Source organism: Streptomyces sp. CA-179760 (genome assembly GCF_050937045.1).
In the GTDB taxonomy this organism is placed as follows: domain Bacteria; phylum Actinomycetota; class Actinomycetes; order Streptomycetales; family Streptomycetaceae; genus Streptomyces.
This window is the reverse complement of the sequence record NZ_JBNJLZ010000001.1, coordinates 6,496,332-6,520,494: the sequence shown is the minus strand read 5'-3', so window position 1 is coordinate 6,520,494 and position 24,163 is coordinate 6,496,332. Positions and strand designations below refer to the sequence as shown.

The window sequence follows — 24,163 nt, the reverse complement described above, 5'->3', positions numbered from 1 at the left end:
TGTCCTCTACTCGGGGGTTTCGTCGAGCGCGTGGCCCACCAGGGCCAGGAGGGTCTCGATCACGGAGATCCGGCGACGCGCGTCCATGATCATGACAGGTATGTGTCGCGGGACGGTCAAGGCCTCCCGCACATCCTCCGGCTCGAACAGCTCGCTGTCGTCGAAGTGGTTGACCGCGACCACGTACGGCAGTCCGGAGCTCTCGAAGTAGTCCAGTACCGGGAAGCAGTCCTTCAGCCGGCGGGTGTCGGCCAGGACGACCGCGCCGATCGCGCCGCGCACGATGTCGTCCCACATGAACCAGAACCGCTGCTGGCCCGGCGTGCCGAACAGGTAGAGCACCAGATCGTCGTCGAGCGTGAGACGCCCGAAGTCCATGGCCACGGTGGTGGTGGTCTTGCCCGGTGTGTCGGTGAGATCGTCGGTGGCCTCGCTCGCCTCGGTCATCAGCGCCTCGGTCTGCAGGGGCGTGATCTCCGAGACGGCGGTGACCAGGGTGGTCTTGCCCACGCCGAAGCCGCCCGCCACCACGATCTTCGTGGCGATGGGTGCGCGGGTGCGGTCCGTCTCCCAGGCGTGCATGCTCGCGTCGGGCTGGACGAACGGGGATGTTGCGGAGACGCCGTGAGCGGCGTCAGAGACGACGGAGTCCACTCAGCACCCTTTCCAGCAGAGCTCGGTCCGGGCGGCCCGTGCCGTGGCCGGTTCCCGTTCCGTACACACGAATCTTTCCCTGGTCCGCGAGGTCGCTGAGGAGCACGCGGACCACGCCGAGCGGCATCTTCAGCAGCGCGGCGATCTCGGCCACCGTACGCATCCGGCGGCAGAGTTCGACGATGGCCTGGAGCTCCGGCATCACGCGGGTGGAGAGGGAACCGTTGGTCAGTTCCCGCCGCTCCTCCGGGGCCTCCAGCGCGGCCGTGCTCGCCACGAACGTCTCCACCAGGAGGACGTGGCCGAACCGGGTGCGGCCGCCGGTGAGCGAGTAGGGGCGGACCCGGGCGGGTTTGCGGTCACCGCCGCGGACCGGGAGGTGATGCTTCGGCGTACTGCTCATCGGGCACTCCCCGTCGTCTGGGACCGCTCCAGGGAACTACGGAGCTCGCTGCGGAGTTCGGGCGTCAGGACATGGCCGGCGCGGCCGACGAACAGGGCCATGTGGTACGCCACCACGCTCATGTCGCACTCCGCGGAGCCGTGGACGCCGAGCAGCGAGCCGTCGCTGATCGACATCACGAACAGGCTGCCCTCGTCCATCGCGACCATGGTGTGCCTGACCCCGCCGAAGTCCATCAGCTTGGCGGCGCCCACGGTGAGGCTGCCGATGCCGGAGACGATGGTGGCCAGGTCGGCGGCGGAGCCGCGCGGGCTCCGCTTGGTGGAACGCGCCTGCAGGGCTTCCCGGGCCTGCTTGTTGCGGTGGTCGTCGGAGGAGAGCAGGAGCAGTCCGTCGGAGGAGACGACCGCGACCGAGAGGATGCCGGGTACCTCCTCGACGAGGTTGGTCAGCAGCCAGTGCAGGTTGCGGGCCTCACTGCTCAGCCCGATCAGTCCGAAGGTACTGGGAGCGGTCAACTGCTTGCCTCCTCGGCTGTGCCCCCCGTGGCTTCTTCGGATACAGCTGGTCCTGATGTGCCGGTGGCCGGCCGCTTGTGCGAGGCCGTCTGCTCGGCGATCTCCGCCTCCACCTCGCGGTAGCCGGCCTGGGCGCCCTGGCGGAAGCCGCCGAGACGGCGGCGGAGGGCCGCGGCGTCGACGGAGCCGGTCCGCTGGCGCGGGGCCTGGGCCTGGGCGGTGATCTTGGGAGTGCGCTTGGGGAGGCCCTTGTCGGTGACGCGTTCGTGTTCGACGTCGGCCTCCGCCTCGGCTTCGCCTTCGGCGTGTTCGTTCCCACCCGCACCCCCCGTGCGGGTTTCGTCGTCGGGTGCGGGTGGCCCCTGCGGGGCTGGTTCGCCGTCGGCGGCCGCGGGCTCGTGCTGCGTCGGCTCCGGTTCCCCCTGCGGTATCGGAGCCAGCAGCTCCATCGTGGTCTCGGCAGGAGTCTCCACCGGTACCACCGGCACCTCGGCCTCCACCGGAGCCTCGGGCTCCGCCAATGCCTCGGGCTCCGCCAATGCCTCGGGCTCCGCCAATGCCTCGGGCTCCACCGGCTCCGGATGCTCGGCGGCCTCCGCCGCCTCGTCCCGCCGTACCGCCTTCTCCGCCAGTGCCACCAAGGGGTCCCCGCCGCCGGCGCGGCCGTGCAGGACGTTGGAGTTGGCCTCGGCGTCGGCGCCCGGGAAGGAGACGGTGTGGGTCGTGCCGGAGAGCGGGCCGGAGGACGGGACGGCCGTGTGCGGGGCGGCAGCGAAGAGGCTGCGGGACAGGACGACGACCGCCGCGACACCGCCCTGCTTCTGCTCGCGCAACTGCACGCGCACACCGTGACGGTGGGCGAGGCGGGCCACGACGTACAGGCCGAGGCCCAGGCCGTCCTCGCCCTCCTGGTCGTAGGGCGCCTCCGGGTCGAAGTCGGCGAGGCGGGAGTTCAGGCGCTCCAGCCGGTCCTCGGTCATGCCGATGCCCTCGTCCTGGACGGAGAGCATGACCTCGCCGCTCTCCAGCAGCCAGCCGGAGACCTCGACGGGCAGGTCGGGCGGGGAGAACGAGGTGGCGTTCTCCATGAGTTCGGCCAGCAGGTGGGAGAGGTCGTCCGCGGCGAACCCGGCTATGTGCGCGTGCGGCGGCAGCGCGGCGATACGGACCCGCTCGTACCGCTCGATCTCGCTCACCGCGGCACGCACGACGTCCACGAGCGGCACGGGCCCGGCGGCGTGCTGGACGTGCTCGGTACCGGCGAGGACCAGGAGGTTCTCGCTGTGCCGGCGCATGACCGTCGCGAAGTGGTCGAGCTTGAACAAGGTGGCGAGCCGGTCCGGGTCCTGCTCGCGCTCCTCCAGGTTCTCGATGACCGCCAGTTGCCGCTCGACCAGTCCGAGGGTGCGCAGCGCGAGGTTGACGAACGTACCGCCGATGGCCGTACGCACCCGCTCCAGCTGGGCGACGGACTCGGCGAGTTCGCCGCGCAGTTCCTCGCGTGCGTCGGCCATCTTCTGACGCTGGCCGACGAGGTGCTTGCGGTCGGACTCCAGCGTGGTGATCCGCTCGGTCAGAGCGGCCGCGTGCGCGTGCAGGGCGTTGACGGAACGGACGACCTGGGCGAACTCGTCGTTGCGGCCGGTGAACTTCACCGGCTCCTCGGCCGCCGGGTCCTCGGCTTCGGCGAGGCGCTTCGAGCCCAGCCGCAGGACCGCCAGGGGCCGGGTGAGGCTGCGGGCCATGCCCGTGGCGACGCCGACGGCGAGCAGCATGAGGGCGCCGAGGACGGCGATGCGGATCTCCAGCGCGGTGACGTCGTCGTCGTCGCGCAGCGCCTCGAGATCCTTGGTGTTCCGGTCGTAGAGGGCGGACTCCACGCCGCGCATCAGGTCGACCCGGGCCGAGAGGGCCGCGTCCAGCCGCTTCGTGTCGACGGAGCGCTCGTCTCCCGCCAGCGTCGGCTGGTCGGTGAGGGCGGCGAGGTACTTCTCGGCGGAGTTGACCTCGGTGCCGGTCACCGTGGAGTCGAACGAGGTGCGGGACGCCTTGGGCGCGGTGTCGCGGAAGTCGGCGAGCGCCGCGTCGGAGCGGAGCCGGGCCTGCTGGGCGGCGGCGCTCAGGGCGTCGCGCTGCCGGGTGCCGGCGTCGGAGGAGGTCTCGGTCGGCAGGCCCGTGACGGGGTCGGTGACCGTCTCGCCGCGCGGCACGCTGAGGGCGGCGAGCAGCAGCCCGCGGGCCGCGGCGGCCTGCTGGACGGCGGAGTCCAGCTCGGCCCGGGCGTAGGCGCCGGCGCCCGCGCGGGGCGGCGTCTGCTGCGCCAGCTGCTCCGCGAGCCGGTGGAGTTGGGTGATGGAGGTGGAGTACGCCTGGTGCGCTTCGAGCGCGCTGCTCTTGCCGGTGAGCGCGGCCCGGCGGACGGCCGCGATGTCGTCGAGGTCCGAGCGGAGCGAGGTGGGCGTGTCGGTGTCGGCCCGCAACTCCTCGACCTGGCGGTCCACCCGGGCGCTGCGCTGCTCGGAGGGGGCCTTGGTCTTGGGGCGGCCGGCCGCTATGTAGGAGGTGACGTCGTCCCGCTCGTCGGCGAGGGAGTGCGCGAGCCCGAGGGCGTCCTGCGTCTGCTCGGCGAGCGTCACCAGTTCCTGGGTGTCGTGGAGTTCCCCGGAGGCGGCCAGGACGGAGGGGGTGCCGGCACCGGCGATGGCCGCGGCGACCACGGCCACGGCGACGATGAGCCGGTTGCGTACGTGCGTGGGGCGGCCCTTGCCGGTGGGGGGCGTCGGCTCAGTGCCCTGAGCGGGGGCCGTCTGCTTGCCTGTACGACGAGGCCGCGTCTTCTGCACCGGTGCTCGCATTCCTGAACTCGTGAACCCATGGGCCCGGGTGACGTTCCGTCAACTGGCGCGTACTCCCGGTACGCTTCCCGACCCTCCCAGCGCCAGTGGGCAGCGCACGCGCATCACCTGACCCGCCACCCGAAGGAGTGAACCCCGGACGAGAGTTGAGGGGCAAGTTCCGCTGGCCCTTGCAGCGGCCTTGCGTGGCACGCCGGTTGGACGTCGACGGCGGGCGGTGGCAATATTCGCCACCACGCCTTCCCGGAACAAAGCATTCCATCCCAAAACAGGCGTCTGACCTGCGTTACCGCACCGATCCCGCAATCATTGCCAGCCTTTTGCAACCCTTGTGAAGGGCTCGTGCAGACTGGCTGGATGCGCACTGAACTCGCCTCGGAGCCGGGAGACGCCGACCGCCCCAACGAGGACTTCGCCGGCGTCGGACTACCGGCCTCCGGACAGGGTGGTTCGGTCGTCGTCCTGGACGGTGTCACCCCGCCGAGGGACGGGACGGGGTGTCTGCATTCCGTCCCCTGGTTCACCGCACGCCTCGGCGGAGCTCTGACCGAACTGACCGTTTCACTCCCGGATGCTCCCCTGGTCGACGCCTTGTCCCGCGCCATCGCGCGTACCTCCGAGGCGCACGCCGCAACCTGTGACCTTTCTCACCCCCGGACACCACAGGCCACGGTGGTCGTGGCCCGCTGGACCCCGGCCACGGTGGAGTACCTGGTGCTCTCGGACTCCGCCCTCCTCCTGGAGTCCCCCGACGGCGTGGTGACGCCCGTCCTCGACGACCGCCTCTCCCTCCTCCCCCGCTCGGCCCTGGCCACGGACGCGCTGGTGGACTCGACGGTCCGCAACAAGGAGGGCGGCTTCTTCACCGCGGCCGCCGACCCCTCGGTGGCCCGGCGGGCGGTGACCGGAACCGTGCCCCGCGGTGAGGTACGCGCCCTGACCGCACTGACGGACGGCGCCACCCGCTGGGTGGAGAGGTTCGAGGAGGGCGACTGGACGGACTGCTTCCAGCTGGTGCGCAAGGAGGGCCCGCAGGCACTGGTGGACCGCGTTCGGGCGCTGGAGCGGGGGACACCGCCAGGACGTTCCTGGGCCGGAGCAAGACACATGACGACGCGACGGTCGTGTACGTCGAGTTCTAGCCGCTCGGCATCCCGACGGGCGTCGGCGCCGGGGTTACTTCTCCATACCGCGGTTGAGCTGGCGCAGCAGCCGGGCCAGTTCCGTGACCTCGTGGGTGTCCCAGTCGGCCAGGCGGCCGGCGTAGCGGGCGCGGCGGGCCTCCCGCACCCGGCGGACGCGGTCGTGGCCCTCCTGGGTGAGGGCGACGAGCCAGGCGCGGCCGTCGGCGGGGTCGGGCTCGCGCGCGACCAGCCCGAGTTCCTCCAGGGCCCGCAGCTGGCGGGACATCGTGGCCTTGCCGACGCCGATGTAGGCGGCGAGCTCGGTCGCCCGCTGCTTGCCGTACTCGTCGAGCCGGACGAGGAGCCCGTACGCGGACGACTCCAGGTCGGGGTGCACCTCGCGGGCCATCTCGCCCTGGTTGGCCCGAGCACGCCGCAGCAGCACGGTCAGCTCACGCTCCAGGGCGAGGAAGGCGGGCTGGTCCACACCGCTCGCGGCCAGGGCGGATTCGCCTCCCGGTCCGTCGCCGTTCCCGTTGTCCTGCACGTCAGCCCCTGCCTCGGTATCGCCCCGTACTGAGATTTTCCGTCACCTGCCGTCATCGCCGCAGTTCGGCAAGTATTCCGCAGGTCACGGCCCGCCTGTACACAGGGCCACCACACGGTGAAGGCCCGGGCCTCCCTCACGGGAACCCGGGCCTTCCCCTGATCCGGTCACGCCCGTCACGCCGCGACCGGAACCTCCGGCGCCGCACTCGCGGTCGCGGGCGCGAGCGCCAGCTCCAGGACCTGGCGGACGTCGGTCACGGCATGGACGTCGAGCCCGTCCAGCACCTCGGCCGGGACGTCGTCCAGGTCGGGTTCGTTGCGCTTGGGGATGATCACGGTGGTGACCCCGGCGCGATGGGCGGCCAGCAGCTTCTGCTTCACGCCGCCGATCGGCAGGACCCGCCCGGTCAGCGAGACCTCGCCGGTCATCGCCACGTCCGTGCGGACCAGCCGGCCGGACAGCAGGGACGCGAGGGCCGTGGTCATCGTGATGCCGGCGCTGGGGCCGTCCTTGGGGACCGCGCCCGCCGGGAAGTGGATGTGCACGCCCCGGTCCTTCAGATCGCCCACCGGCAGTTCGAGTTCGGCACCGCGGGAGCGCAGGAAGCTCAGCGCGATCTGGGCGGACTCCTTCATCACGTCGCCCAGCTGGCCGGTCAGGGTGAGCCCGGCCGCGCCCGTCTCCGGGTCGGCCAGCGACGCCTCCACGTACAGCACGTCACCGCCCGCTCCCGTCACCGCGAGCCCGGTCGCCACGCCCGGCACCGACGTCCGCCGCTCAGCCGGCTCCTGCGCGGACTCGGGAACATGGTGCGGCCGGCCGATCAGTGCGCGCAGATCCCCGTCCGTGACGGTGTACGGCAGCTTCCGCTCGCCCAGTTCGTGCTGGGCCGCGACCTTGCGCAGCAGCCGCGCGACGGACCGCTCCAGATTGCGGACACCCGCTTCGCGCGTGTACTCACCGGCGAGCTTGCGCAGCGCGCCCTCGTCGACGGTGACCTCGTCCTCGGCGAGCCCGGCCCGCTCCAGCTGGCGCGGCAGCAGGTGGTCGCGGGCGATGACGACCTTCTCGTCCTCGGTGTAGCCGTCCAGGCGGACGATCTCCATCCGGTCGGCCAGCGCCTCCGGGATGGCCTCCAGCACGTTGGCGGTGGCCAGGAAGACGACGTCCGACAGGTCCAGCTCGACCTCCAGATAGTGGTCCCGGAAGGTGTGGTTCTGCGCCGGGTCGAGGACTTCGAGGAGGGCGGCGGCCGGGTCGCCCCGGAAGTCCGAGCCCACCTTGTCGATCTCGTCGAGCAGCACCACCGGGTTCATCGACCCGGCCTCCTTGATGGCCCGGACGACACGGCCGGGCAGCGCGCCGACGTACGTACGCCGGTGACCGCGGATCTCGGCCTCGTCGCGCACACCGCCGAGGGCGACCCGCACGAACTTGCGGCCCATGGCGTGGGCGACGGACTCGCCGAGGCTGGTCTTGCCGACGCCGGGCGGGCCCACGAGCGCGAGCACGGCACCGCCGCGCCGCCCGCCGACCACGCCCAGGCCCCGGTCGGTACGCCGCTTGCGCACCGCGAGGTACTCGGTGATCCGCTCCTTCACGTCCTCCAAGCCGGAGTGCTCGGCGTCGAGGACGGCCTGGGCGCCCTGGATGTCGTACGCGTCCTCGGTGCGCTCGTTCCACGGCATCTCCAGAACCGTGTCGAGCCAGGTGCGGATCCAGGAGCCCTCGGGCGACTGGTCGGAGGACCGCTCCAGCTTGTCGACCTCCTTGAGCGCGGCCTCGCGGACGTTCTCCGGCAGGTCGGCGGCTTCGACGCGGGTGCGGTAGTCGTCGGACTCCTCGCCGTCCTGCTCGCCGTTCAGCTCGCGCAGCTCCTTGCGGACGGCTTCCAGCTGACGCCGCAGCAGGAACTCGCGCTGCTGCTTGTCGACGCCTTCCTGGACGTCCTTGGCGATGGACTCGGCCACGTCCTGCTCGGCGAGGTGGTCGCGCAGCTGCTGGGCGGCGAGCTTCAGCCGTGCCACCGGGTCGGTGGTCTCCAGCAGCTCGATCTTCTGGTCGGTGGTCAGGAACGGCGAGTAGCCGGAGTTGTCTGCGAGCGCCGAGACATCGTCGATGGCCTGGACCCGGTCGACGACCTGCCAGGCGCCTCGCCCCCGCAGCCAGGCGGTGGCGAGGGCCTTGTACTCCTTCACCAGTTCGGCGACCTGGCCGGGCAGGGGCTCCGGCACGGACTCGTCGAGGTGGGTGCCCTCGACCCAGAGGGCAGCGCCGGGACCCGTGGTCCCCGCCCCGATGCGCACCCGGCCCCGGCCGCGGATCAGGGCACCGGGATCGCCGTCGGCGAGCCTTCCGACCTGTTCGACGGTGCCGAGGACACCGGTGTTGGCGTAGGTCCCGTCGATCCGCGGCACCAGGAGTACCCGGGGCTTTCCTGGCGTTGACCTGGCAGCGGCCTGAGCGGCCTCCACCGCGGCACGGACCTCGGAGTCACTCAGATCGAGCGGGACCACCATCCCGGGCAGCACGACCTCGCCATCGAGCGGCAGCACGGGCAGGGTGAGCGATGTGAACGCCTTGGACTCAGCAGCCATGATCTCCCCTTCGGCAGTCAAGTTGAGCTATGCCGACTCAATGCACGGGGGCCGCCGGATGTTCCCCGAGGCCGTTCGCTGTGAGCGATCACTCGGGACGCGGAGAAGGGGCAGGGCGTTGGGCCATGTCACACGGCATGTGTTCGGCACGACGGGCGAGGATCTCGACGAGACGGCCGTCCGCAAGGTGGCCGGCGAAGTGACCGGCGACGCGGTCCGGCTGAAGGCGTTCCGGGATCCCTCGGTGGTCACCGGCTGGCTGGACGAGAGCTGGTGGATCGACCCCGAGCCCGGCTGTCCGATGACGGCTCCCTGGCGGCGAACGACGTTCCGGACGTTCCCTACGGCTATCGGCTGCGCACCTGGTCACGCGGCGGGGTGACGCGCGTGCTGGTCGCCGCGCCGGACGGCTCGCTCGCGGCGCGCGGCCAGATCGCCCCGACGGGTGCGACCGCCGTCGCCGACCAGATCGAGACGGCCCCCGGCCACCGCCGCAGAGGGCTCGGCAGCCTCGTCATGCGGACGCTGCGGAACGCCGCCTTCCAGCAGGGGGCGCGGACCGGCGTCCTGTCCGGGACACCCGCGGGACGAGGGCTCCACGAGGCACTGGGCTGGGAGGCGGTGGCCCTGCTGACCAGCGCCAAGCACTGCCCGCCGGCGTGACGAGCCTCGCTCTCAGCTCCCGACAGCGCGTTTCACCCGCCACCGCCGGAGCACCGGCCAGGTCGCGATGCCGACGGCCAGGGCGATCAGATGGCCCCAGTTCGTCATCGGGTCGGTGAAGGCGAGGAGGTCCTGGAGCAGCATTCCGCCGAAGACGGCCAGCAGGGGCACGCGCAGCCAGGGGGAGAGCAGGCCGGCCAGGGCGCCGGTACCGGCCGCGACCCCGAAGCTGACGCCGTAGTCGAGGCGGTGCAGGGAACTGTCGGGGAGGTGCCCGGCCAGCACCGCGAGCCCCACCGGGACCTCGGTCGCCAGGGTGGCCAGGACGTGCCCGAGCAGGAAGACACCGGCCGTGCGCAGGCCGCCGATCCGCCGTTCCAGCGCGGTCAGCACCAGCACGAACCCGATCGTGAACGCCGAGGCCACCCCGCCCGCGACCCACAGCGCGCTGCCGACCAGCACCAGCCCCGGCGTCCGTACCAGGTGCGCGACATCGGTGCTGGAGCCCTGGAGCAGGGCGTGGACCAGCGCGGGGTCCGCGTACGCGGAGATCAGCGAGGTGACACAGAGGACGACCGCGTACCCGAAGGTGAAGGGCGTACCCGTGGGCGTGGGCAGCAGCCGCCAGGGCCGCGGCGGCGTCCGGAGCCGGGGCTCCCGCACCGGGTGGGACTCCCGTACGCCCGCGTCCAGGCTCTCCCGCGGGCCCCGCTGCCTCGGAACCCCGTCCAGCAGCCCCGGCGCGTCGGAAACGGGCGCACCCGCCGGCGCCGTCACGGCCGTCTTGTCGGGCGGCGCGTTGCGTTCCACAGCGGGCGCTCCTTCCGTCGTGCCCCAGCCTTCGCGTACACCTACCCCACTGTCTGTGACCGGCGCCACGCGAGAGCCGATTCACAGCAACCCGAGAGCCGCGCACCGCGTCCGCCGCGCCGCTCCGTAATGCTTGGCGCAGGACACCCCGCACCTGCCAGGATGCTCCGATGCCCACCTCGAACGACCCGCCCGATGTACTGGACCGTCGCGAGGGCCCGCACGGCGAGGTCGTGCTGCGACGGCACGGCGACCGGCTGGAGATCATCGCGAACGGCTGCTTCCTGATGGACACCTCCGACGGCCGCTCGGAGCGACGGCTGATCGACGCGGCCCTGGACGCCCTGGCCGGCCGGGCCCGCCCGGATGTGCTGATCGGCGGACTCGGCGTCGGCTTCTCCCTCGCCCACGCGGCGGCGGACCCCCGCTGGGGAGGGATCGCGGTCGTGGAACGCGAGCACGCGATTGTGGGATGGCATCTCGACGGCCCGCTCTCCGCGTTCTCCGCCGAAGCCTTGGCCGACCCCGCGCGAAAATCGTCGAAACCGATCTCGTGACGTACGTCAATGAGACATCCGACACGTTCGACGCCCTGTGCCTCGACATCGACAACGGCCCCGGCTGGACCGTCACGGAGGGCAACGGGAATCTGTACTCGGCGGCCGGACTGGCAAGCTGCGCCCGGGTGTTGAGACCCGGTGGGGTACTAGCGGTCTGGTCCGCCCAGCCCTCTCCGGAATTCGAAGAAACCTTGCGGAATGCCGGGTTCCAGCTGGTGCGTACCGAAGAGATCCCGGTTGCCCGGGGCGTTCCCGACGTCGTACACCTCGGCATCCGCCCTGGATAGCAAAGGTGTACTGACTCCCCGTACGCTGCTCCCCTGACGCCGATCATTCAAGCGTCAATCGCAACCATGCGCAGGCATAGCCAGTCAGAAGGAATCACCCCACTGATTCCGGAAAGCACACCCCAGGGGCGGGCGATGGAGCAGACACAGACCTCCCACAGCGGTTCGGCGACGGCTACCCCGGGCGCACAGCGCCGGGTTCTCGTCGTCGAGGACGACGCCACGATCGTGGACGCCATCGCGACCCGCCTGCGCGCCGAGGGCTTCCTCGTGCAAACGGCGGGCGACGGTCCGGCGGCGGTCGACACGGCCGAGGCCTGGCAGCCCGACCTGCTGATCCTCGACATCATGCTGCCCGGCTTCGACGGTCTGGAGGTCTGCCGGCGCGTGCAGGCCGCCCGGCCGGTGCCGGTGATGATGCTCACCGCGCGCGACGACGAGACCGACATGCTGGTCGGTCTGGGCGTCGGCGCCGACGACTACATGACGAAGCCGTTCTCGATGCGGGAGCTGGCGGCACGTGTGCACGTGCTGCTGCGCCGTGTGGAGCGGGCCGCGCTGGCCGCCGCGACGCCGCGCAGCGGCATCCTGCGCCTCGGCGAGCTGGAGATCGACCACGCGCAGCGACGCGTGCGGGTGCGCAGTGAGGATGTTCACCTCACGCCGACCGAGTTCGACCTGCTGGTCTGCCTGGCGAACACCCCGCGCGCGGTGCTCTCGCGCGAGCAGCTGCTCGCCGAGGTCTGGGACTGGGCGGACGCCTCCGGCACCCGCACGGTCGACAGCCACATCAAGGCGCTGCGCCGGAAGATCGGCGCCGAGCGCATCCGTACGGTGCACGGCGTGGGCTATGCCCTGGAGACCCCGACGCCATGAGCGGCGGGCCTGCCGCACGGAGAAACCCCGGGGAGCCGGAACCCTGGGGCGGGGTGAGCCCGTTCTCGATCAAGACCAAGCTGGGCGCGCTGGTCGTCATCTCGGTACTGATCACCACAGGCCTGTCGGTGATCGCGGTGCACACGAAGACGGAGCTGCGCTTCATCACGGTCTTCTCGATGATCGCCACGCTCCTCATTACGCAATTCGTGGCCCATTCGCTCACCGCGCCGCTGGACGAGATGACCGCCGTGGCCCGCTCCATCTCGCAGGGCGACTACACCCGCCGGGTGCGGGACAACCGCCGTGACGAGCTGGGCGACCTGGCGGTGACGATCAACGCCATGGCCGACGAGCTGGAGGCCCAGGACCGCCAGCGCAAGGAGCTGGTGGCGAACGTCTCGCACGAGCTGCGCACGCCCATCGCGGGGCTGCGCGCGGTGCTGGAGAACATCGTCGACGGCGTCACCCAGGCCGACCCGGAGACGATGCGCACGGCCCTGAAGCAGACCGAGCGGCTCGGCCGGCTGGTGGAGACGCTGCTGGACCTGTCCCGCCTGGACAACGGCGTCGTACCGCTGAAACAGCGGCGCTTCGAGGTGTGGCCGTATCTGTCGGGCGTGCTGAAGGAGGCCAACATGGTCGCCTCCGTACGCGCGGGCATCGCCACCGGCTCGGGCAGTCACACCCGTACGGACGTCCATCTGCACCTCGACGTCTCCCCGCCGGAGCTGACCGCGCACGCCGACCCGGAGCGCATCCACCAGGTCGTGGCCAATCTCATCGACAACGCGGTCAAGCACAGCCCGCCGCACGGCCGGGTGACGGTGAAGGCGCGGCGCGGCACACTGCCGGAGTCGCTGGAGCTGGAGGTCCTGGACGAGGGCCCCGGCATTCCGAAGTCCGAGTGGCACCGCGTCTTCGAGCGGTTCAACCGCGGCAGCGCCAAGCGGGCGCACGGGGCCGGCAGCGACGGCGGCACGGGACTCGGTCTCGCCATCGCCCGCTGGGCGGTCGACCTGCACGGTGGGCGGATCGGAGTGGCCGAATCCGAGCGAGGTTGCCGGATTCTTGTCACTCTTCCGGGACTTCCATCTCTGCCAAGTTGACGTAAAGTTCGAAGCGGAGCCTCAAGATCCACGGGCGTCCGCGCTGACGGACACGTGTGATCAGGCACAGACCCGCGCCGTCGGCGCCCCGGGTGCCGCTCCGCCCTTCCCTCCCTAAGCGGAACCACGCTTGTTTCCCGCCATTTCAAGCCCTGAAACACTCTTCGAAGTGTGACTTGCGTGACGATGAACGGGCCCGGCCTGACCTTCACGGTCCGGGAGGCGTAGCCTTGATTCCCGCTGTCCATCATCTTGTGAAGCGGAAGAGGGCGGTTACCGCCGTGTCGCCACAGTCCCCCAGTAACTCGAGCATCTCGACCGACACCGACCAAGCGGGGAAGAACCCCGCCGCGTCGTTCGGTGCCAACGAGTGGCTCGTCGACGAGATCTATCAGCAGTACCTCCAGGACCCGAATTCGGTAGACCGAGCCTGGTGGGACTTCTTCGCCGACTACAAGCCAGGGGCGGCTGCCGCCTCGGCTCCGGCGGGTACCGCGGCTGCGGGGGCCGCGGGGACCACCACCGCTCAGCCGGCGGCTCCGGCCGCCCCCGCACAGGCCGCGGCCCCCGCCCCGGCGGCCGAGAAGCCCGCCGCCGCGCCGGCTCCCGCCCAGGCGAAGCCCGCCGCGCAGGCCCCGGCTCTGGCCGCCGCTCCGGCGAAGGCCGCTCCGGCCCCCGCCAAGCCGGCCGCCGCGAAGCCGAAGGCCGAGCCCGCCGCCGAGGCCCCCTCGGGCCCCGAGCAGGTCGTGCTGCGCGGCCCCGCCGCCGCGGTCGCGAAGAACATGAACGCCTCCCTGGAGGTGCCCACGGCCACGTCCGTGCGCGCGGTCCCGGTGAAGCTGCTCTTCGACAACCGCATCGTCATCAACAACCACCTGAAGCGCGCCCGGGGCGGGAAGATCTCCTTCACGCACCTGATCGGCTACGCGATGGTGCAGGCCATCAAGGCCATGCCGTCGATGAACTACTCCTTCGCGGAGAAGGACGGCAAGCCGACCCTGGTCAAGCCGGAGCACGTCAACTTCGGCCTCGCCATCGACCTGGTCAAGCCCAACGGCGACCGCCAGCTCGTGGTCGCGGGCATCAAGAAGGCCGAGACCCTGAACTTCTTCGAGTTCTGGCAGGCCTACGAGGACATCGTCCGCCGCGCCCGCGACGGCAAGCTCGGCATGGACGACTTCACCGGCGTGACGGTCTCCCTGACCAACCCCGGCGGCCTCGGCACCGTCCACTCCGTGCCGCGTCTGATGCCCGGCCAGTCGGTGATCATGGGCGTCGGTTCCATGGACTACCCGGCGGAGTTCCAGGGCACGTCCCAGGACACGCTGAACAAGCTCGGCATCTCGAAGGTCATGACGCTCACGTCGACCTACGACCACCGGGTCATCCAGGGCGCCGCCTCCGGCGAGTTCCTGCGGATCGTCGCGAACCTCCTCCTCGGTGAGAACGGCTTCTACGACGACATCTTCGAGGCGCTGCGCATCCCCTACGAGCCGGTCCGCTGGCTCAAGGACATCGACGCCTCGCACGACGACGACGTCACGAAGGCCGCCCGCGTCTTCGAGCTGATCCACTCCTACCGGGTCCGCGGCCACGTCATGGCCGACACCGACCCGCTGGAGTACCAGCAGCGCAAGCACCCCGACCTCGACATCACCGAGCACGGGCTCACCCTGTGGGACCTGGAGCGCGAGTTCGCCGTCGGCGGCTTCTCCGGCAAGTCCCTGATGAAGCTGCGCGACATCCTCGGGGTGCTGCGTGACTCGTACTGCCGCACCACCGGTGTCGAGTTCATGCACATCCAGGACCCGAAGCAGCGCCGGTGGATCCAGGACCGCATCGAGCGCGCGCACACCAAGCCTGAGCGCGAGGAGCAGCTGCGCATCCTGCGCCGGCTGAACGCGGCGGAGGCCTTCGAGACCTTCCTGCAGACGAAGTACGTCGGCCAGAAGCGTTTCAGCCTGGAGGGCGGCGAGTCCGTCATCCCGCTGCTGGACGCGGTGCTGGACTCGGCCGCCGAGTCCCGCCTGGACGAGGTCGTCGTCGGCATGGCCCACCGCGGCCGGCTGAACGTCCTCGCCAACATCGTCGGCAAGTCGTACGCGCAGATCTTCCGCGAGTTCGAGGGCAACCTCGACCCGAAGTCGATGCACGGCTCCGGCGACGTGAAGTACCACCTGGGCGCCGAGGGCACCTTCACGGGCCTGGACGGCGAGCAGATCAAGGTCTCGCTGGCCGCCAACCCCTCGCATCTGGAGGCGGTCGACCCGATCCTGGAAGGCATCTCGCGCGCCAAGCAGGACATCATCAACAAGGGCGGCACGGACTTCACGGTCCTGCCGGTGGCGATCCACGGCGACGCGGCCTTCGCGGGCCAGGGCGTGGTGGCCGAGACCCTGAACATGTCGCAGCTGCGCGGCTACCGCACCGGCGGCACGGTCCACGTGGTCATCAACAACCAGGTCGGCTTCACGGCGGCGCCGGAGTCCTCGCGCTCGTCGATGTACGCCACCGACGTGGCCCGCATGATCGAGGCGCCGATCTTCCACGTGAACGGCGACGACCCCGAGGCGGTCGTCCGCGTTGCCCGCCTGGCCTTCGAGTTCCGCCAGGCGTTCAACAAGGACGTCGTGATCGACCTCATCTGCTACCGCCGCCGCGGTCACAACGAGTCGGACAACCCGGCCTTCACCCAGCCGCTGATGTACGACCTGATCGACAAGAAGCGCTCGGTGCGCAAGCTGTACACCGAGTCCCTCATCGGTCGCGGCGACATCACCCTGGAAGAGGCCGAGCAGGCGCTGCAGGACTACCAGGGCCAGCTGGAGAAGGTCTTCACGGAGGTCCGCGAGGCCACCTCGCAGCCGACCGCCGTGGAGCCCACCGACCCGCAGGCCGAGTTCCCGGTCGCCGTGAACACCGCGGTCACCTCGGAGGTCGTCAAGCGGATCGCCGAGTCCCAGGTCAACATCCCCGACCACATCACCGTCCACCCGCGTCTGCTGCCGCAGCTGCAGCGCCGGGCGTCGATGGTCGAGGACGGCACCATCGACTGGGGCATGGGCGAGACCCTCGCCATCGGCTCCCTCCTGCTGGAGGGCGTCCCGGTCCGTCTCGCGGGTCAGGACTCGCAGCGCGGCACGTTCGGCCAGCGCCACGCGGTCATCATCGACCGCACCACGGGCGACGAGTACACGCCGCTGCAGTACCTCTCCGAGGACCAGGCGCGGCTGAACGTCTACAACTCCCTCCTCTCCGAGTACGCGGCGATGGGCTTCGAGTACGGCTACTCGCTGGCCCGCCCCGAGGCGCTCGTGATGTGGGAGGCGCAGTTCGGCGACTTCGTCAACGGCGCTCAGACGGTCGTGGACGAGTTCATCTCGTCGGCCGAGCAGAAGTGGGCCCAGACGTCCGGCGTCGTCCTGCTCCTGCCGCACGGCTACGAGGGCCAGGGCCCGGACCACTCCTCGGCCCGCCCCGAGCGCTTCCTCCAGATGTGCGCCCAGAACAACATGACGGTCGCCACGCCGACGTCGCCGTCGAACTACTTCCACCTCCTGCGGTGGCAGGTGCACAACCCGCACCACAAGCCGCTGGTGGTCTTCACGCCGAAGTCGATGCTGCGCCTCAAGGCGGCGGCGGCGAAGGCGGAGGAGTTCACGACGGGCCAGTTCCAGCCGGTCATCGGCGACGCGTCGGTCGACCCGGCCGCGGTCAAGAAGGTCGTCTTCTGCGCGGGCAAGGTCTACTACGACCTGGAGGCCGAGCGTCAGAAGCGCGGCGTCACGGACACGGCGATCATCCGCATCGAGCGTCTGTACCCGCTGCCGGGTGCCGAGCTCCAGGCGGAGATCAAGAAGTACCCGAACGCCGAGAAGTACCTGTGGGCCCAGGAGGAGCCGGCGAACCAGGGTGCCTGGCCGTTCATCGCGCTCAACCTGATCGACCACCTGGACCTGGCGGTCGGCGCCGACGTCCCGCACGGCGAGCGCCTGCGCCGCATCTCGCGCCCGCACAGCTCGTCCCCTGCGGTCGGTTCCGCGAAGCGGCACCAGGCCGAGCAGGAGCAGCTGGTGCGTGAGGTGTTCGAGGCGTAAGCGTCCTCGCGCGTCGTACGTGACCGGGCCGCATCCCCGCTACGGGGGTGCGGCCCGGCCGTTTGCGCGCACATATCCTTGACTGCATGTACTTCACGGACCGTGGCATCGAGGAACTGGAGAAGCGGCGCGGCGAGGAGGAGGTCACCTTCGAGTGGCTCGCCGAGCAGCTGCGGACGTTCGTCGATCTGAACCCCGACTTCGAGGTGCCGGTGGAGCGCCTCGCGACCTGGCTGGCACGGCTGGACGACGAGGACGACGAGTAGGAATCCACCGGGTCCGGGCGCTCAGCAGCCCGCGGACGGCCTTTCAGGGTGTCGGTCGCGTGGAGGACAGAGGCATCAGTCACGTGGATGCAGGCTTCAGTCGCGCGGATGCAGGCTTCAGTCGCGCGGATGCAGGCGTCAGTCGGGCGGACGCAGCGTCAGCCGGGCGGATCCAGGCGTCAGCCGGGCGGTGCAGCATCAGTCGCGCGGTGCAGCATCAATCGCGCGGATACATGAGGCCGTACGCCAGACCTAGCGTGCCGTTGGCCAGAAGCAGCCCTCCGGCCGCGACCCAGCCCCCGCTGCGCCGCCGTAGCCCCCAGGCCAGGAGCGGTACGCCCGCCGCCACCTGAGCGAGAGCCAGCGCACGAGCCCTGGGGTCGCCGGTCCAAGGCATCCAGGGGCCGAGGCGGCTGTGATCAGCCGTACGGCGTTCCGCCGCCTCACGCCCGCCCGGCCATGCGACCGGGAGGCTGTCCGGCAGGAGCGCGGCGGCTTCCCGAAGACGTCCGGCGGGCTCGCCGGGGGCGAGCGAGGGAGGCAGCGAGACGCCCACGCGCGCGAGGATCGCCAGCAGGCCGCGCAGCCGGGCGCGGGCATCTACGCCGGCGTCGGTTTTCGACAGTCGCTCGAGGGCCTGGACGTCCAGGACCGGATCGAGACCCACGCGCACGGCGAAGGTACGCATCGCCTCGTCCTCCCCCACCGGTACGCCGTTCGCGAGCCAGACGAAGCCGACCGGGCGGCGGAAGCCGGACGCCAGTAGGAAACCCGCGTGGTCGGCGTCCCACCACAGGGCGAGCACGGACCAGGGCGCGCCGACGGCGAGGGCCGTGGCCCAGCCGGTGACCACCCGGTCGACGGGCTCTCCGCCGTCCCGCCAGGGCCCGCCCTCCGGGACGAGCACGCTCCATCCGTCGCCCGCGCGGACGACCTGCATGGGTTCGCGCAGCAGGTGGGCGACGGGAGCGACGGCCCCGGGCACCGCCCGGCACAGCAGCAGCGCGCCAGGGGCGGGACCTGCGGGACCGGTTCGGCCAGCTTCCGTCGGCATGGTCACACGCTAGGGCGAATCAACCGTCTTTGAACACTTTTGCCCACCTCGCCACCCCCAGAACGAGTGCCTTGACTTTCCTTGTCCACGATATATCGTGAATACGAGAAAACGCGATATGGCGCGTTGAATCGGGGAGGTCTGCACCATGTCCGAGTGGTCCGTCACGGAACCGAAGAAGCTCACCTTCGACGAGCCCGTGAGCGATCTGCACGTGCGACTCGTCAACGGAACGGTGAACGTGGTGGGCACGGACGAGGGTTCCGCCCGCCTGGAGATCTCCGAGATCGAGGGCCCGCCCCTGGTGGTGACCCAGCAGGACGGCACCCTCACGGTGGCCTACGAGGACCTGCCCTGGAAGGGCTTCCTCAAGTGGCTGGACCGCAAGGGCTGGCGCCGCAGCGCCGTGGTCTCCCTGGCCGTCCCGGCCTCCACCCGGGTGGAGGTGGGGGTGGTCGGCGCGGCCGCCGTGGTCTCCGGGATCCGGGGACCGTCGGTGGTGAAGGGCGTCACGGGCGACACCACCCTGGTGGGACTCTCCGGCCCGGTCCGCGCCGACACGGTCTCCGGCAGCCTGGAGGCCCAGGACGTGACCGGCGACCTCCGGTTCCACTCGGTCTCCGGCGACCTCACGGTGGTCGAGGGCTCCGGCCCCTCCGTGCGGGCCGAATCGGTCAGCGGCTCCATGATCATCGACCTTGACCCGGACGGGCCCACGGACGTGCGGCTGACCAGCGTCTCGGGCGAGATCGCGATCCGCCTGCCGTACCCGGCGGACGCGGAGGTCGAGGCCAACACCGCGAGCGGCGCCATCTCGAACGCCTTCGACGGGCTGCGGGTACACGGCCAGTGGGGCGCCCACAAGATCACGGGCCGGCTCGGCGCGGGCAACGGCACCCTGCGGGCGACCACCGTCTCCGGCTCGATCGCCCTGCTGCGCCGCCCGGCCGAAGAGGACGAGGACGAGCCCTGGGAGACGCGCCCCGGCACGGGCAGCTCGCCTACGGACCCGCCGGTCGGCCGACGGGGCGAGTCGGGAGACAATTCCGTTTCCGGCCGGGGCGAGGGCGCCACCGGCGTCCCGGCCGACGGCACGACCGACAAGAAGGTGCTCTGACATGCCCCCCGTCTTCGCCCACGGCCGCCTCCGCCTCTACCTGCTGAAGCTGCTGGACGAGGCCCCCCGCCACGGCTACGAGGTGATCCGCCTCCTCGAGGAGCGCTTCCAGGGGCTGTACGCGCCGTCGGCGGGCACGGTCTACCCGCGCCTGGCCAAGCTGGAGGCCGAGGGCCTCGTCACCCACACCACCGAGGGCGGCCGCAAGGTCTACTCGATCACGGACGCCGGCCGCGCCGAACTGGCCGGCCGCAGCGGCGAGCTGGCCGATCTGGAACTGGAGATCCGGGAGTCCGTCGCCGAGCTGGCCGCCGAGATCCAGGCCGATGTGCGTGGAGCCGCGGGTGACCTGCGCCGCGAGATGCGCGCGGCGGCGACCGAGGCCCGCCGCGGCAACGGCGGCAAGACCTCCGGCGCACAGGACACCCCCTTCGGGGATTTCACGGCCTACGGCGACAAGGAGGCGTGGCGCGTCGCCAAGGAGGAGATGCGGCGCGCCAGGCAGGAGTGGAAGGAACAGGCCCGCCGCGCCAAGGACGAGAGCCGCCGCGCCCGCGAGGACGCCCAGCGCGCCCGCCGCCAGGCCAAGGAGGCCCAGGAGCAGGCTCGGACCCAGGCCCAGGAGCAGGTACAGCACATCGCCCGCAGGGTGCAGGAGCAGGTACAGGACCACTTCACCCGTGGTGACTGGCCGACGGGCCTGCGCGAGGGCCTGAGCGAACTGGTCAAGGAGGTGGGCGAGTTCGGAAAGGACTACGGCAAGGACTTCGGCTTCGACTGGACGGGCACAGGAACCGGCACCGGCACGGGATCCGAGACCCCCCGGCCGGCTCCCGAGCCGCCTGCCCCTTCACAGCCCTCCGCGGACTTCCCTGCCGCCTACGAACCGGCCTGGGCCCACGAGGACGCGGCGGACTCCACCGGCGACCCCGCCCGCGACCTGGACCGCCTGCTCGACCGTTTCCGGGACGACATCCGCGACGCGGCCCGCGACCACGGCGTCACCTCCGGCCAACTGAGTGACGCCCGCCGCCATCTGTCGACGGCGGCAGCCCACCTGGGAGCACTACTGCGCACACCGAAGACGTAGGCGGCCGGCGGGGAAGCCCCGTCACCCGGCCTTGGCCTCGCCACCTCCGTACAGCACCCGCACCAGGGACTCGTACGTCACCCCGTGGTCGGCGAGGACCTCGGCGGGCACACCGGGGCGCATGGTCAGGGCCAGCAGGATGTGCTCATCACCGATGTGCCGGTCCCGCTGGTCGAGAGCGACGCGCAAGGAGTGCTCCAGAACGCCCTTGGCGCCGCGCCCGAACGAGGCCCGACCGGACCACCACCCTTTGCCGCTCCGGTCGCCGGACATGGCGCCGACCCCATGCACCTCCTCCACTCGGGCGACGATCTCCGCCACGTCGATCCCCAGCCCGGCGAGCGCATCAGCATCGGCCTGTGACAGCCCGGCCCGCCGCCGCGCCTGACGCAGCGCCTGACGCACGGAATCCCGCCGCTCCCCGAGCCCGAGAGCGGTCAGCGCGAACGACCCTCGGCTGCCCTCACAGTCGAGCAGCGCCAGCAGCAGATGCTCCGGCTCCACACTCTGACCGTCGCCCCCCTCCACGTACGCGAAGGCACTCTTCACCACACCCCGGGCGTCCTTCGTGAACCGCTCGAACATCAATGCCTCCCGTACTTCTTGTGCACGGCCTGCCTGCTCACACCGAGTTCGGCGGCGATCTCCTGCCACGACCAGTTCTGATTGCGCGCATTGCGCACCTGTACGGCTTCCAACTGCTCCAGCAGCCTGCGCAGCGCGGCGACGGCCCGCAGGCCGACCCGTGGATCACGGTCACCAGCGCGCTCGGCCAGATCCGTTGCTTCGGTCATGCCGTCAACTTACGTTGACACCCGGCCTCCGTCAACCCCAGTTGACAAACGAAAGCGGCCGGCCCGCCCCGGACCGACCGCCAACGCCACGCAGGAGGCACCTCAGGAATTGGTCAGCACGACCTTCCCGAACTGCTCACCCGAGGCGAGCCGCTCGAAGCCCTCACGCGCACGATCCAGGGGCAGCAACTCGTCGATCACCGGCCGCACACCGGTGGCGGCACAGAACGCGAGCAGATCCTCCAGCTCGTCCTTGGTCCCCATCGTGGAACCGACGACCTTGAGCTCGAGGAAGAAGATCCGGGTCAGCTCGGCGTGCGAGGGCCGGTCACCACTCGTCGCACCGGAGATCACCAGTGTGCCTCCGGGCTTCAGCGACTTCACGGAATGCGACCACGTCGCCGCCCCGACGGTCTCGATCACGGCGTCGACCCGCTGCGGCAGCCGCGCCCCGGCCTCCACGGCCTCCACGGCCCCCAGCTCCACGGCCCGCTTCCGCTTGGCCTCGTCCCGGCTGGTGGCGAAGACCCTCAGCCCGGCCGCCTTGCCCAGCACGATGGCAGCCGTGGCGACACCACCGCCGGCCCCCTGCACCAGCACGGAGTCGCCGGGCCGGACACCCGCGTTGGTGAACAGCATCCGATACGCCGTCAGCCAGGCGGTCGGCAGACAAGCGGCCTCCGCGAAGGAGAGCTCCTTGGGCTTGGGCAGGATGTTCCAGGTCGGCACGGCGACCTGCTCCGCGAACGTGCCCTGATAGCGCTCGGTGAGGATGGAACGGGGCTCATTGGGCCCCACCCCATGCCCGGTCTGTCCGATCACGGAATGCAGGACGACCTCGTTGCCGTCCTCGTCGACACCGGCGGCGTCACAACCGAGGATCATCGGCAGCTTGTCCTCTGCGAGGCCGACGCCGCGCAGGGACCACAGGTCGTGGTGGTTGAGGGAGGCGGCCTTGACCGTGACGGTACTCCAGCCGGGGCGGGCCTCGGGAGCCGGACGCTCTCCCAACTCCAGGCCGGTCAGCGGCTGGTCGCGGTCGATTCGGGCGGCATAGACAGCGAACATGACCTTGACGATAGGTTCCCGACCCGACCGTTGGAACCACCGCCTCGTGTGAGACACACCCTCTTGCCAGGCGCACGGCGTGGATGCCGCTGCCAGTGCCCGGCGTTTCGAGGTGCGCGCGTCAGGCCGGGGCCAGGCGGGCCCCCACCCCACCCGGCAGGCCGCCGCAGGCCGCCGCAGGCCGCCGCAGGCACCCCACCACCCAAACAGCCGTACCCGCCGCCCCAGCAAAAGAAATGACCCCGCCCACACCAGGACGGGGCCACATCACGGCTGCGTCACGTCAGCGTCGAGCCACACCCTCAGCCCGCGCGGCCGCGGCCACGGCCGCCGTCACCGCCGGCGCGACCCGCTCGTCGAACGGCGACGGGATGACGTAGTCGGCAGCGAGATCGTCCCCGACCACGGACGCGAGCGCCTCGGCCGCCGCCAGCTTCATCCCCTCGGTGATCCGAGAGGCCCGCACCTGCAGCGCCCCCGCGAAGATCCCCGGAAACGCCAGCACGTTGTTGATCTGGTTCGGGAAGTCCGACCGCCCGGTCGCCACGACAGACGCGTACTTGTGCGCGACCTCCGGGTGCACCTCAGGGTTCGGATTCGCCATGGCGAACACAAACGCACCCTCGGCCATGGAGGAAACGGCCGCTTCCGACACCGTCCCACCGGACACCCCGATGAACACATCGGCTCCGGCCAGCGCGGCCTCCAGCGACCCGCTGATCCCCGCCTTGTTCGTGAACCCGGCCAGCTCCTGCTTCACCGCCGTGAGGTCGTCCCGGTCCGCCGACACGACACCCTTGCGGTCGGCGACCGCGACATCCCCGATCCCGGCCTCGACCAGCATCCGCGCGATGGCGACACCGGCCGCCCCCGCCCCGGAGATGACGGCCCGCAGCTCCCCCAACGACCGCTTGCTCAGCCGCGCGGCGTTCCGCAGGGCCGCCAGCGTCACCACAGCCGTACCGTGCTGGTCGTCGTGGAAGACCGGAATGTCCAGCCGCTCCTGCAGCTTCCGCTCGATCTCGAAGCACCGGGGCGCCGAGATGTCCTCCAGGTTGACCCCGCCGAACGACGGCGAGAGCCGCACCACGGTCTCGACGATCTCGTCGACGTCCGTGCAGTTCAGCGCGATCGGAACCGCGTCCACGCCCCGAACTGCTTGAACAGGATGGCCTTGCCCTCCATCACCGGGAGGGAGGCCTCGGGCCCGATGTCACCGAGCCCCAGCACGGCCGTACCGTCCGTCACGACGGCGACGACCGACGACTTCCACGTGTAATCGTGGACGAGGTCCGGCTGCTCCGCGATCGCGCTGCACACCTTCGCGACGCCGGGCGTGTACGCCAGGGACAGGTCGTCCTTGTCACGGACCGGCACTGTGGCCTGCACGGCCATTTTGCCGCCGCGATGCAATGCGAACGCCGGGTCGAAGGAGTCGAGGGGCTCCGCACCGCCCTCATGACCCGTATCGCCGGTCTTGCTCTCGCTGCGAGGATTGACGATCTCCGCTGCCACTTCGTTCTACCCCTTAAATCTTCATTGGTCTGAGGGTGGCCACTCCTGGTGAGGGGTGGGCGGGACCGCGTACCGCCGTGGTCGTGCTCTGTACGTGATACGTACGGGCGCGTACGCGACGGGCGCGCCGCACACGCGCCCTGAGCCCCGGATGAG

General features: G+C 70.9%; 19 protein-coding genes and 3 pseudogenes. 10 read left to right on the top strand and 12 right to left on the bottom strand.

The genetic code is table 11. The annotated features are described in order from the left end of the window. Nucleotides 1-6: 6 nt before the first annotated feature. Genes ACQEV8_RS29810 through ACQEV8_RS29795 form a run of 4 tightly spaced genes read right to left on the bottom strand, consistent with a single transcriptional unit; the run spans nt 7 to nt 4,418 of the window. Nucleotides 7-654: a GTP-binding protein gene (locus ACQEV8_RS29810; RefSeq protein WP_432966381.1), complete on the bottom strand. Its 648-nt coding sequence runs from the start codon at nt 652-654 to the stop codon at nt 7-9. Continuing rightward, nucleotides 635-1,057, bottom strand: a complete 423-nt coding sequence (locus tag ACQEV8_RS29805) for a DUF742 domain-containing protein (RefSeq protein WP_184590510.1) — start codon at nt 1,055-1,057, stop codon at nt 635-637. The genes ACQEV8_RS29810 and ACQEV8_RS29805 overlap by 20 nt, the downstream gene beginning before the upstream one ends. Further along, a complete protein-coding gene (locus tag ACQEV8_RS29800; RefSeq protein ID WP_432966378.1) occupies nt 1,054-1,575 on the bottom strand; it encodes a roadblock/LC7 domain-containing protein in 522 nt (173 codons plus the stop codon). The genes ACQEV8_RS29805 and ACQEV8_RS29800 overlap by 4 nt, the downstream gene beginning before the upstream one ends. Beyond that, on the bottom strand, nt 1,572-4,418 hold the full coding sequence (locus ACQEV8_RS29795) for a sensor histidine kinase (RefSeq protein ID WP_432966376.1): 2,847 nt from the start codon (nt 4,416-4,418) through the stop codon (nt 1,572-1,574). The genes ACQEV8_RS29800 and ACQEV8_RS29795 overlap by 4 nt, the downstream gene beginning before the upstream one ends. A 369-nt stretch (nt 4,419-4,787) precedes the next feature. On the opposite strand from ACQEV8_RS29795, the pseudogene ACQEV8_RS29790 reads away from it, so the two are divergent. Then, nucleotides 4,788-5,572: pseudogene (locus tag ACQEV8_RS29790) on the top strand (protein phosphatase 2C domain-containing protein). Between the two features lie 34 nt (nt 5,573-5,606). On the opposite strand, the gene ACQEV8_RS29785 reads toward ACQEV8_RS29790, so the two are convergent. Both ACQEV8_RS29785 and lon read right to left on the bottom strand, forming a co-directional pair. Then, entirely contained in the window at nt 5,607-6,101 is a 495-nt protein-coding gene (locus ACQEV8_RS29785; protein ID WP_432966374.1) for a MarR family winged helix-turn-helix transcriptional regulator, read from the bottom strand. Between the two features lie 176 nt (nt 6,102-6,277). Then, nucleotides 6,278-8,701, bottom strand: coding sequence for an endopeptidase La (gene lon, locus ACQEV8_RS29780; protein WP_432966372.1), 2,424 nt, complete (start codon nt 8,699-8,701; stop codon nt 6,278-6,280). Nucleotides 8,702-8,819: 118 nt separating this feature from the next. Between lon and ACQEV8_RS29775 the strand changes: the two genes are divergently transcribed. Together ACQEV8_RS29775 and ACQEV8_RS29770 are read left to right on the top strand one after the other, a co-directional pair. Next, nucleotides 8,820-9,083, top strand: a complete 264-nt coding sequence (locus ACQEV8_RS29775) for a hypothetical protein (RefSeq protein WP_432966370.1) — start codon at nt 8,820-8,822, stop codon at nt 9,081-9,083. A 5-nt stretch (nt 9,084-9,088) separates the two neighbouring features. Continuing rightward, nucleotides 9,089-9,364: an N-acetyltransferase family protein gene (locus ACQEV8_RS29770; protein ID WP_432966368.1), complete on the top strand. Its 276-nt coding sequence runs from the start codon at nt 9,089-9,091 to the stop codon at nt 9,362-9,364. A 12-nt stretch (nt 9,365-9,376) separates the two neighbouring features. Here ACQEV8_RS29770 and ACQEV8_RS29765 read toward each other — a convergent pair whose 3' ends face one another. Continuing rightward, on the bottom strand, nt 9,377-10,174 hold the full coding sequence (locus ACQEV8_RS29765; protein ID WP_432966366.1) for a rhomboid-like protein: 798 nt from the start codon (nt 10,172-10,174) through the stop codon (nt 9,377-9,379). Between the two features lie 170 nt (nt 10,175-10,344). Here ACQEV8_RS29765 and ACQEV8_RS29760 point away from each other — a divergent pair. The 5 genes and pseudogenes from ACQEV8_RS29760 to ACQEV8_RS29740 all read left to right on the top strand — a co-directional run bounded on the left by ACQEV8_RS29760 (nt 10,345) and on the right by ACQEV8_RS29740 (nt 17,369). Beyond that, nucleotides 10,345-11,021: pseudogene (locus ACQEV8_RS29760) on the top strand (spermidine synthase). A 135-nt stretch (nt 11,022-11,156) separates the two neighbouring features. Continuing rightward, nucleotides 11,157-11,897, top strand: coding sequence for a response regulator transcription factor (locus tag ACQEV8_RS29755; RefSeq protein WP_432966364.1), 741 nt, complete (start codon nt 11,157-11,159; stop codon nt 11,895-11,897). Next, a complete protein-coding gene (locus tag ACQEV8_RS29750; RefSeq protein ID WP_432966362.1) occupies nt 11,894-13,006 on the top strand; it encodes a sensor histidine kinase in 1,113 nt (370 codons plus the stop codon). Before ACQEV8_RS29755 ends, ACQEV8_RS29750 begins: the two co-directional genes overlap by 4 nt. Nucleotides 13,007-13,287: 281 nt before the next feature. Continuing rightward, a complete protein-coding gene (locus ACQEV8_RS29745) occupies nt 13,288-17,103 on the top strand; it encodes a multifunctional oxoglutarate decarboxylase/oxoglutarate dehydrogenase thiamine pyrophosphate-binding subunit/dihydrolipoyllysine-residue succinyltransferase subunit (protein WP_432966360.1) in 3,816 nt (1,271 codons plus the stop codon). Nucleotides 17,104-17,189: 86 nt separating this feature from the next. After that, on the top strand, nt 17,190-17,369 hold the full coding sequence (locus ACQEV8_RS29740) for a DUF6104 family protein (RefSeq protein WP_003992906.1): 180 nt from the start codon (nt 17,190-17,192) through the stop codon (nt 17,367-17,369). 217 nt (nt 17,370-17,586) lie between these two features. On the opposite strand, the gene ACQEV8_RS29735 is transcribed toward ACQEV8_RS29740, so the two are convergent. Continuing rightward, a complete protein-coding gene (locus tag ACQEV8_RS29735; RefSeq protein WP_432966356.1) occupies nt 17,587-18,423 on the bottom strand; it encodes a hypothetical protein in 837 nt (278 codons plus the stop codon). Nucleotides 18,424-18,571: 148 nt separating this feature from the next. Here ACQEV8_RS29735 and ACQEV8_RS29730 point away from each other — a divergent pair, with 148 nt between their 5' ends. Together ACQEV8_RS29730 and ACQEV8_RS29725 are read left to right on the top strand one after the other, a co-directional pair. Next, nucleotides 18,572-19,540 (top strand): DUF4097 family beta strand repeat-containing protein, encoded by a 969-nt coding sequence (locus ACQEV8_RS29730; protein WP_432966354.1) that lies wholly within the window; start codon nt 18,572-18,574, stop codon nt 19,538-19,540. A gap of 1 nt (nt 19,541) precedes the next feature. Then, nucleotides 19,542-20,630, top strand: coding sequence for a helix-turn-helix transcriptional regulator (locus ACQEV8_RS29725; RefSeq protein ID WP_432966352.1), 1,089 nt, complete (start codon nt 19,542-19,544; stop codon nt 20,628-20,630). 21 nt (nt 20,631-20,651) lie between these two features. Here the strand turns inward: ACQEV8_RS29725 and ACQEV8_RS29720 are convergent, their stop codons facing one another. The 4 genes and pseudogenes from ACQEV8_RS29720 to ACQEV8_RS29705 form a co-directional block, all read right to left on the bottom strand. Next, complete coding sequence (locus tag ACQEV8_RS29720; protein ID WP_432966350.1) at nt 20,652-21,215, bottom strand: Clp protease N-terminal domain-containing protein; 564 nt, start codon at nt 21,213-21,215, stop codon at nt 20,652-20,654. Then, nucleotides 21,215-21,424: an HTH domain-containing protein gene (locus tag ACQEV8_RS29715; protein WP_432966348.1), complete on the bottom strand. Its 210-nt coding sequence runs from the start codon at nt 21,422-21,424 to the stop codon at nt 21,215-21,217. The genes ACQEV8_RS29720 and ACQEV8_RS29715 overlap by 1 nt, the downstream gene beginning before the upstream one ends. A gap of 102 nt (nt 21,425-21,526) precedes the next feature. Continuing rightward, complete coding sequence (locus tag ACQEV8_RS29710) at nt 21,527-22,492, bottom strand: zinc-binding dehydrogenase (protein WP_432966346.1); 966 nt, start codon at nt 22,490-22,492, stop codon at nt 21,527-21,529. Nucleotides 22,493-22,775: 283 nt separating this feature from the next. Next, nucleotides 22,776-24,007 (bottom strand): annotated as a pseudogene (locus ACQEV8_RS29705) (NAD(P)-dependent malic enzyme). Between the last annotated feature and the right edge of the window lie 156 nt (nt 24,008-24,163).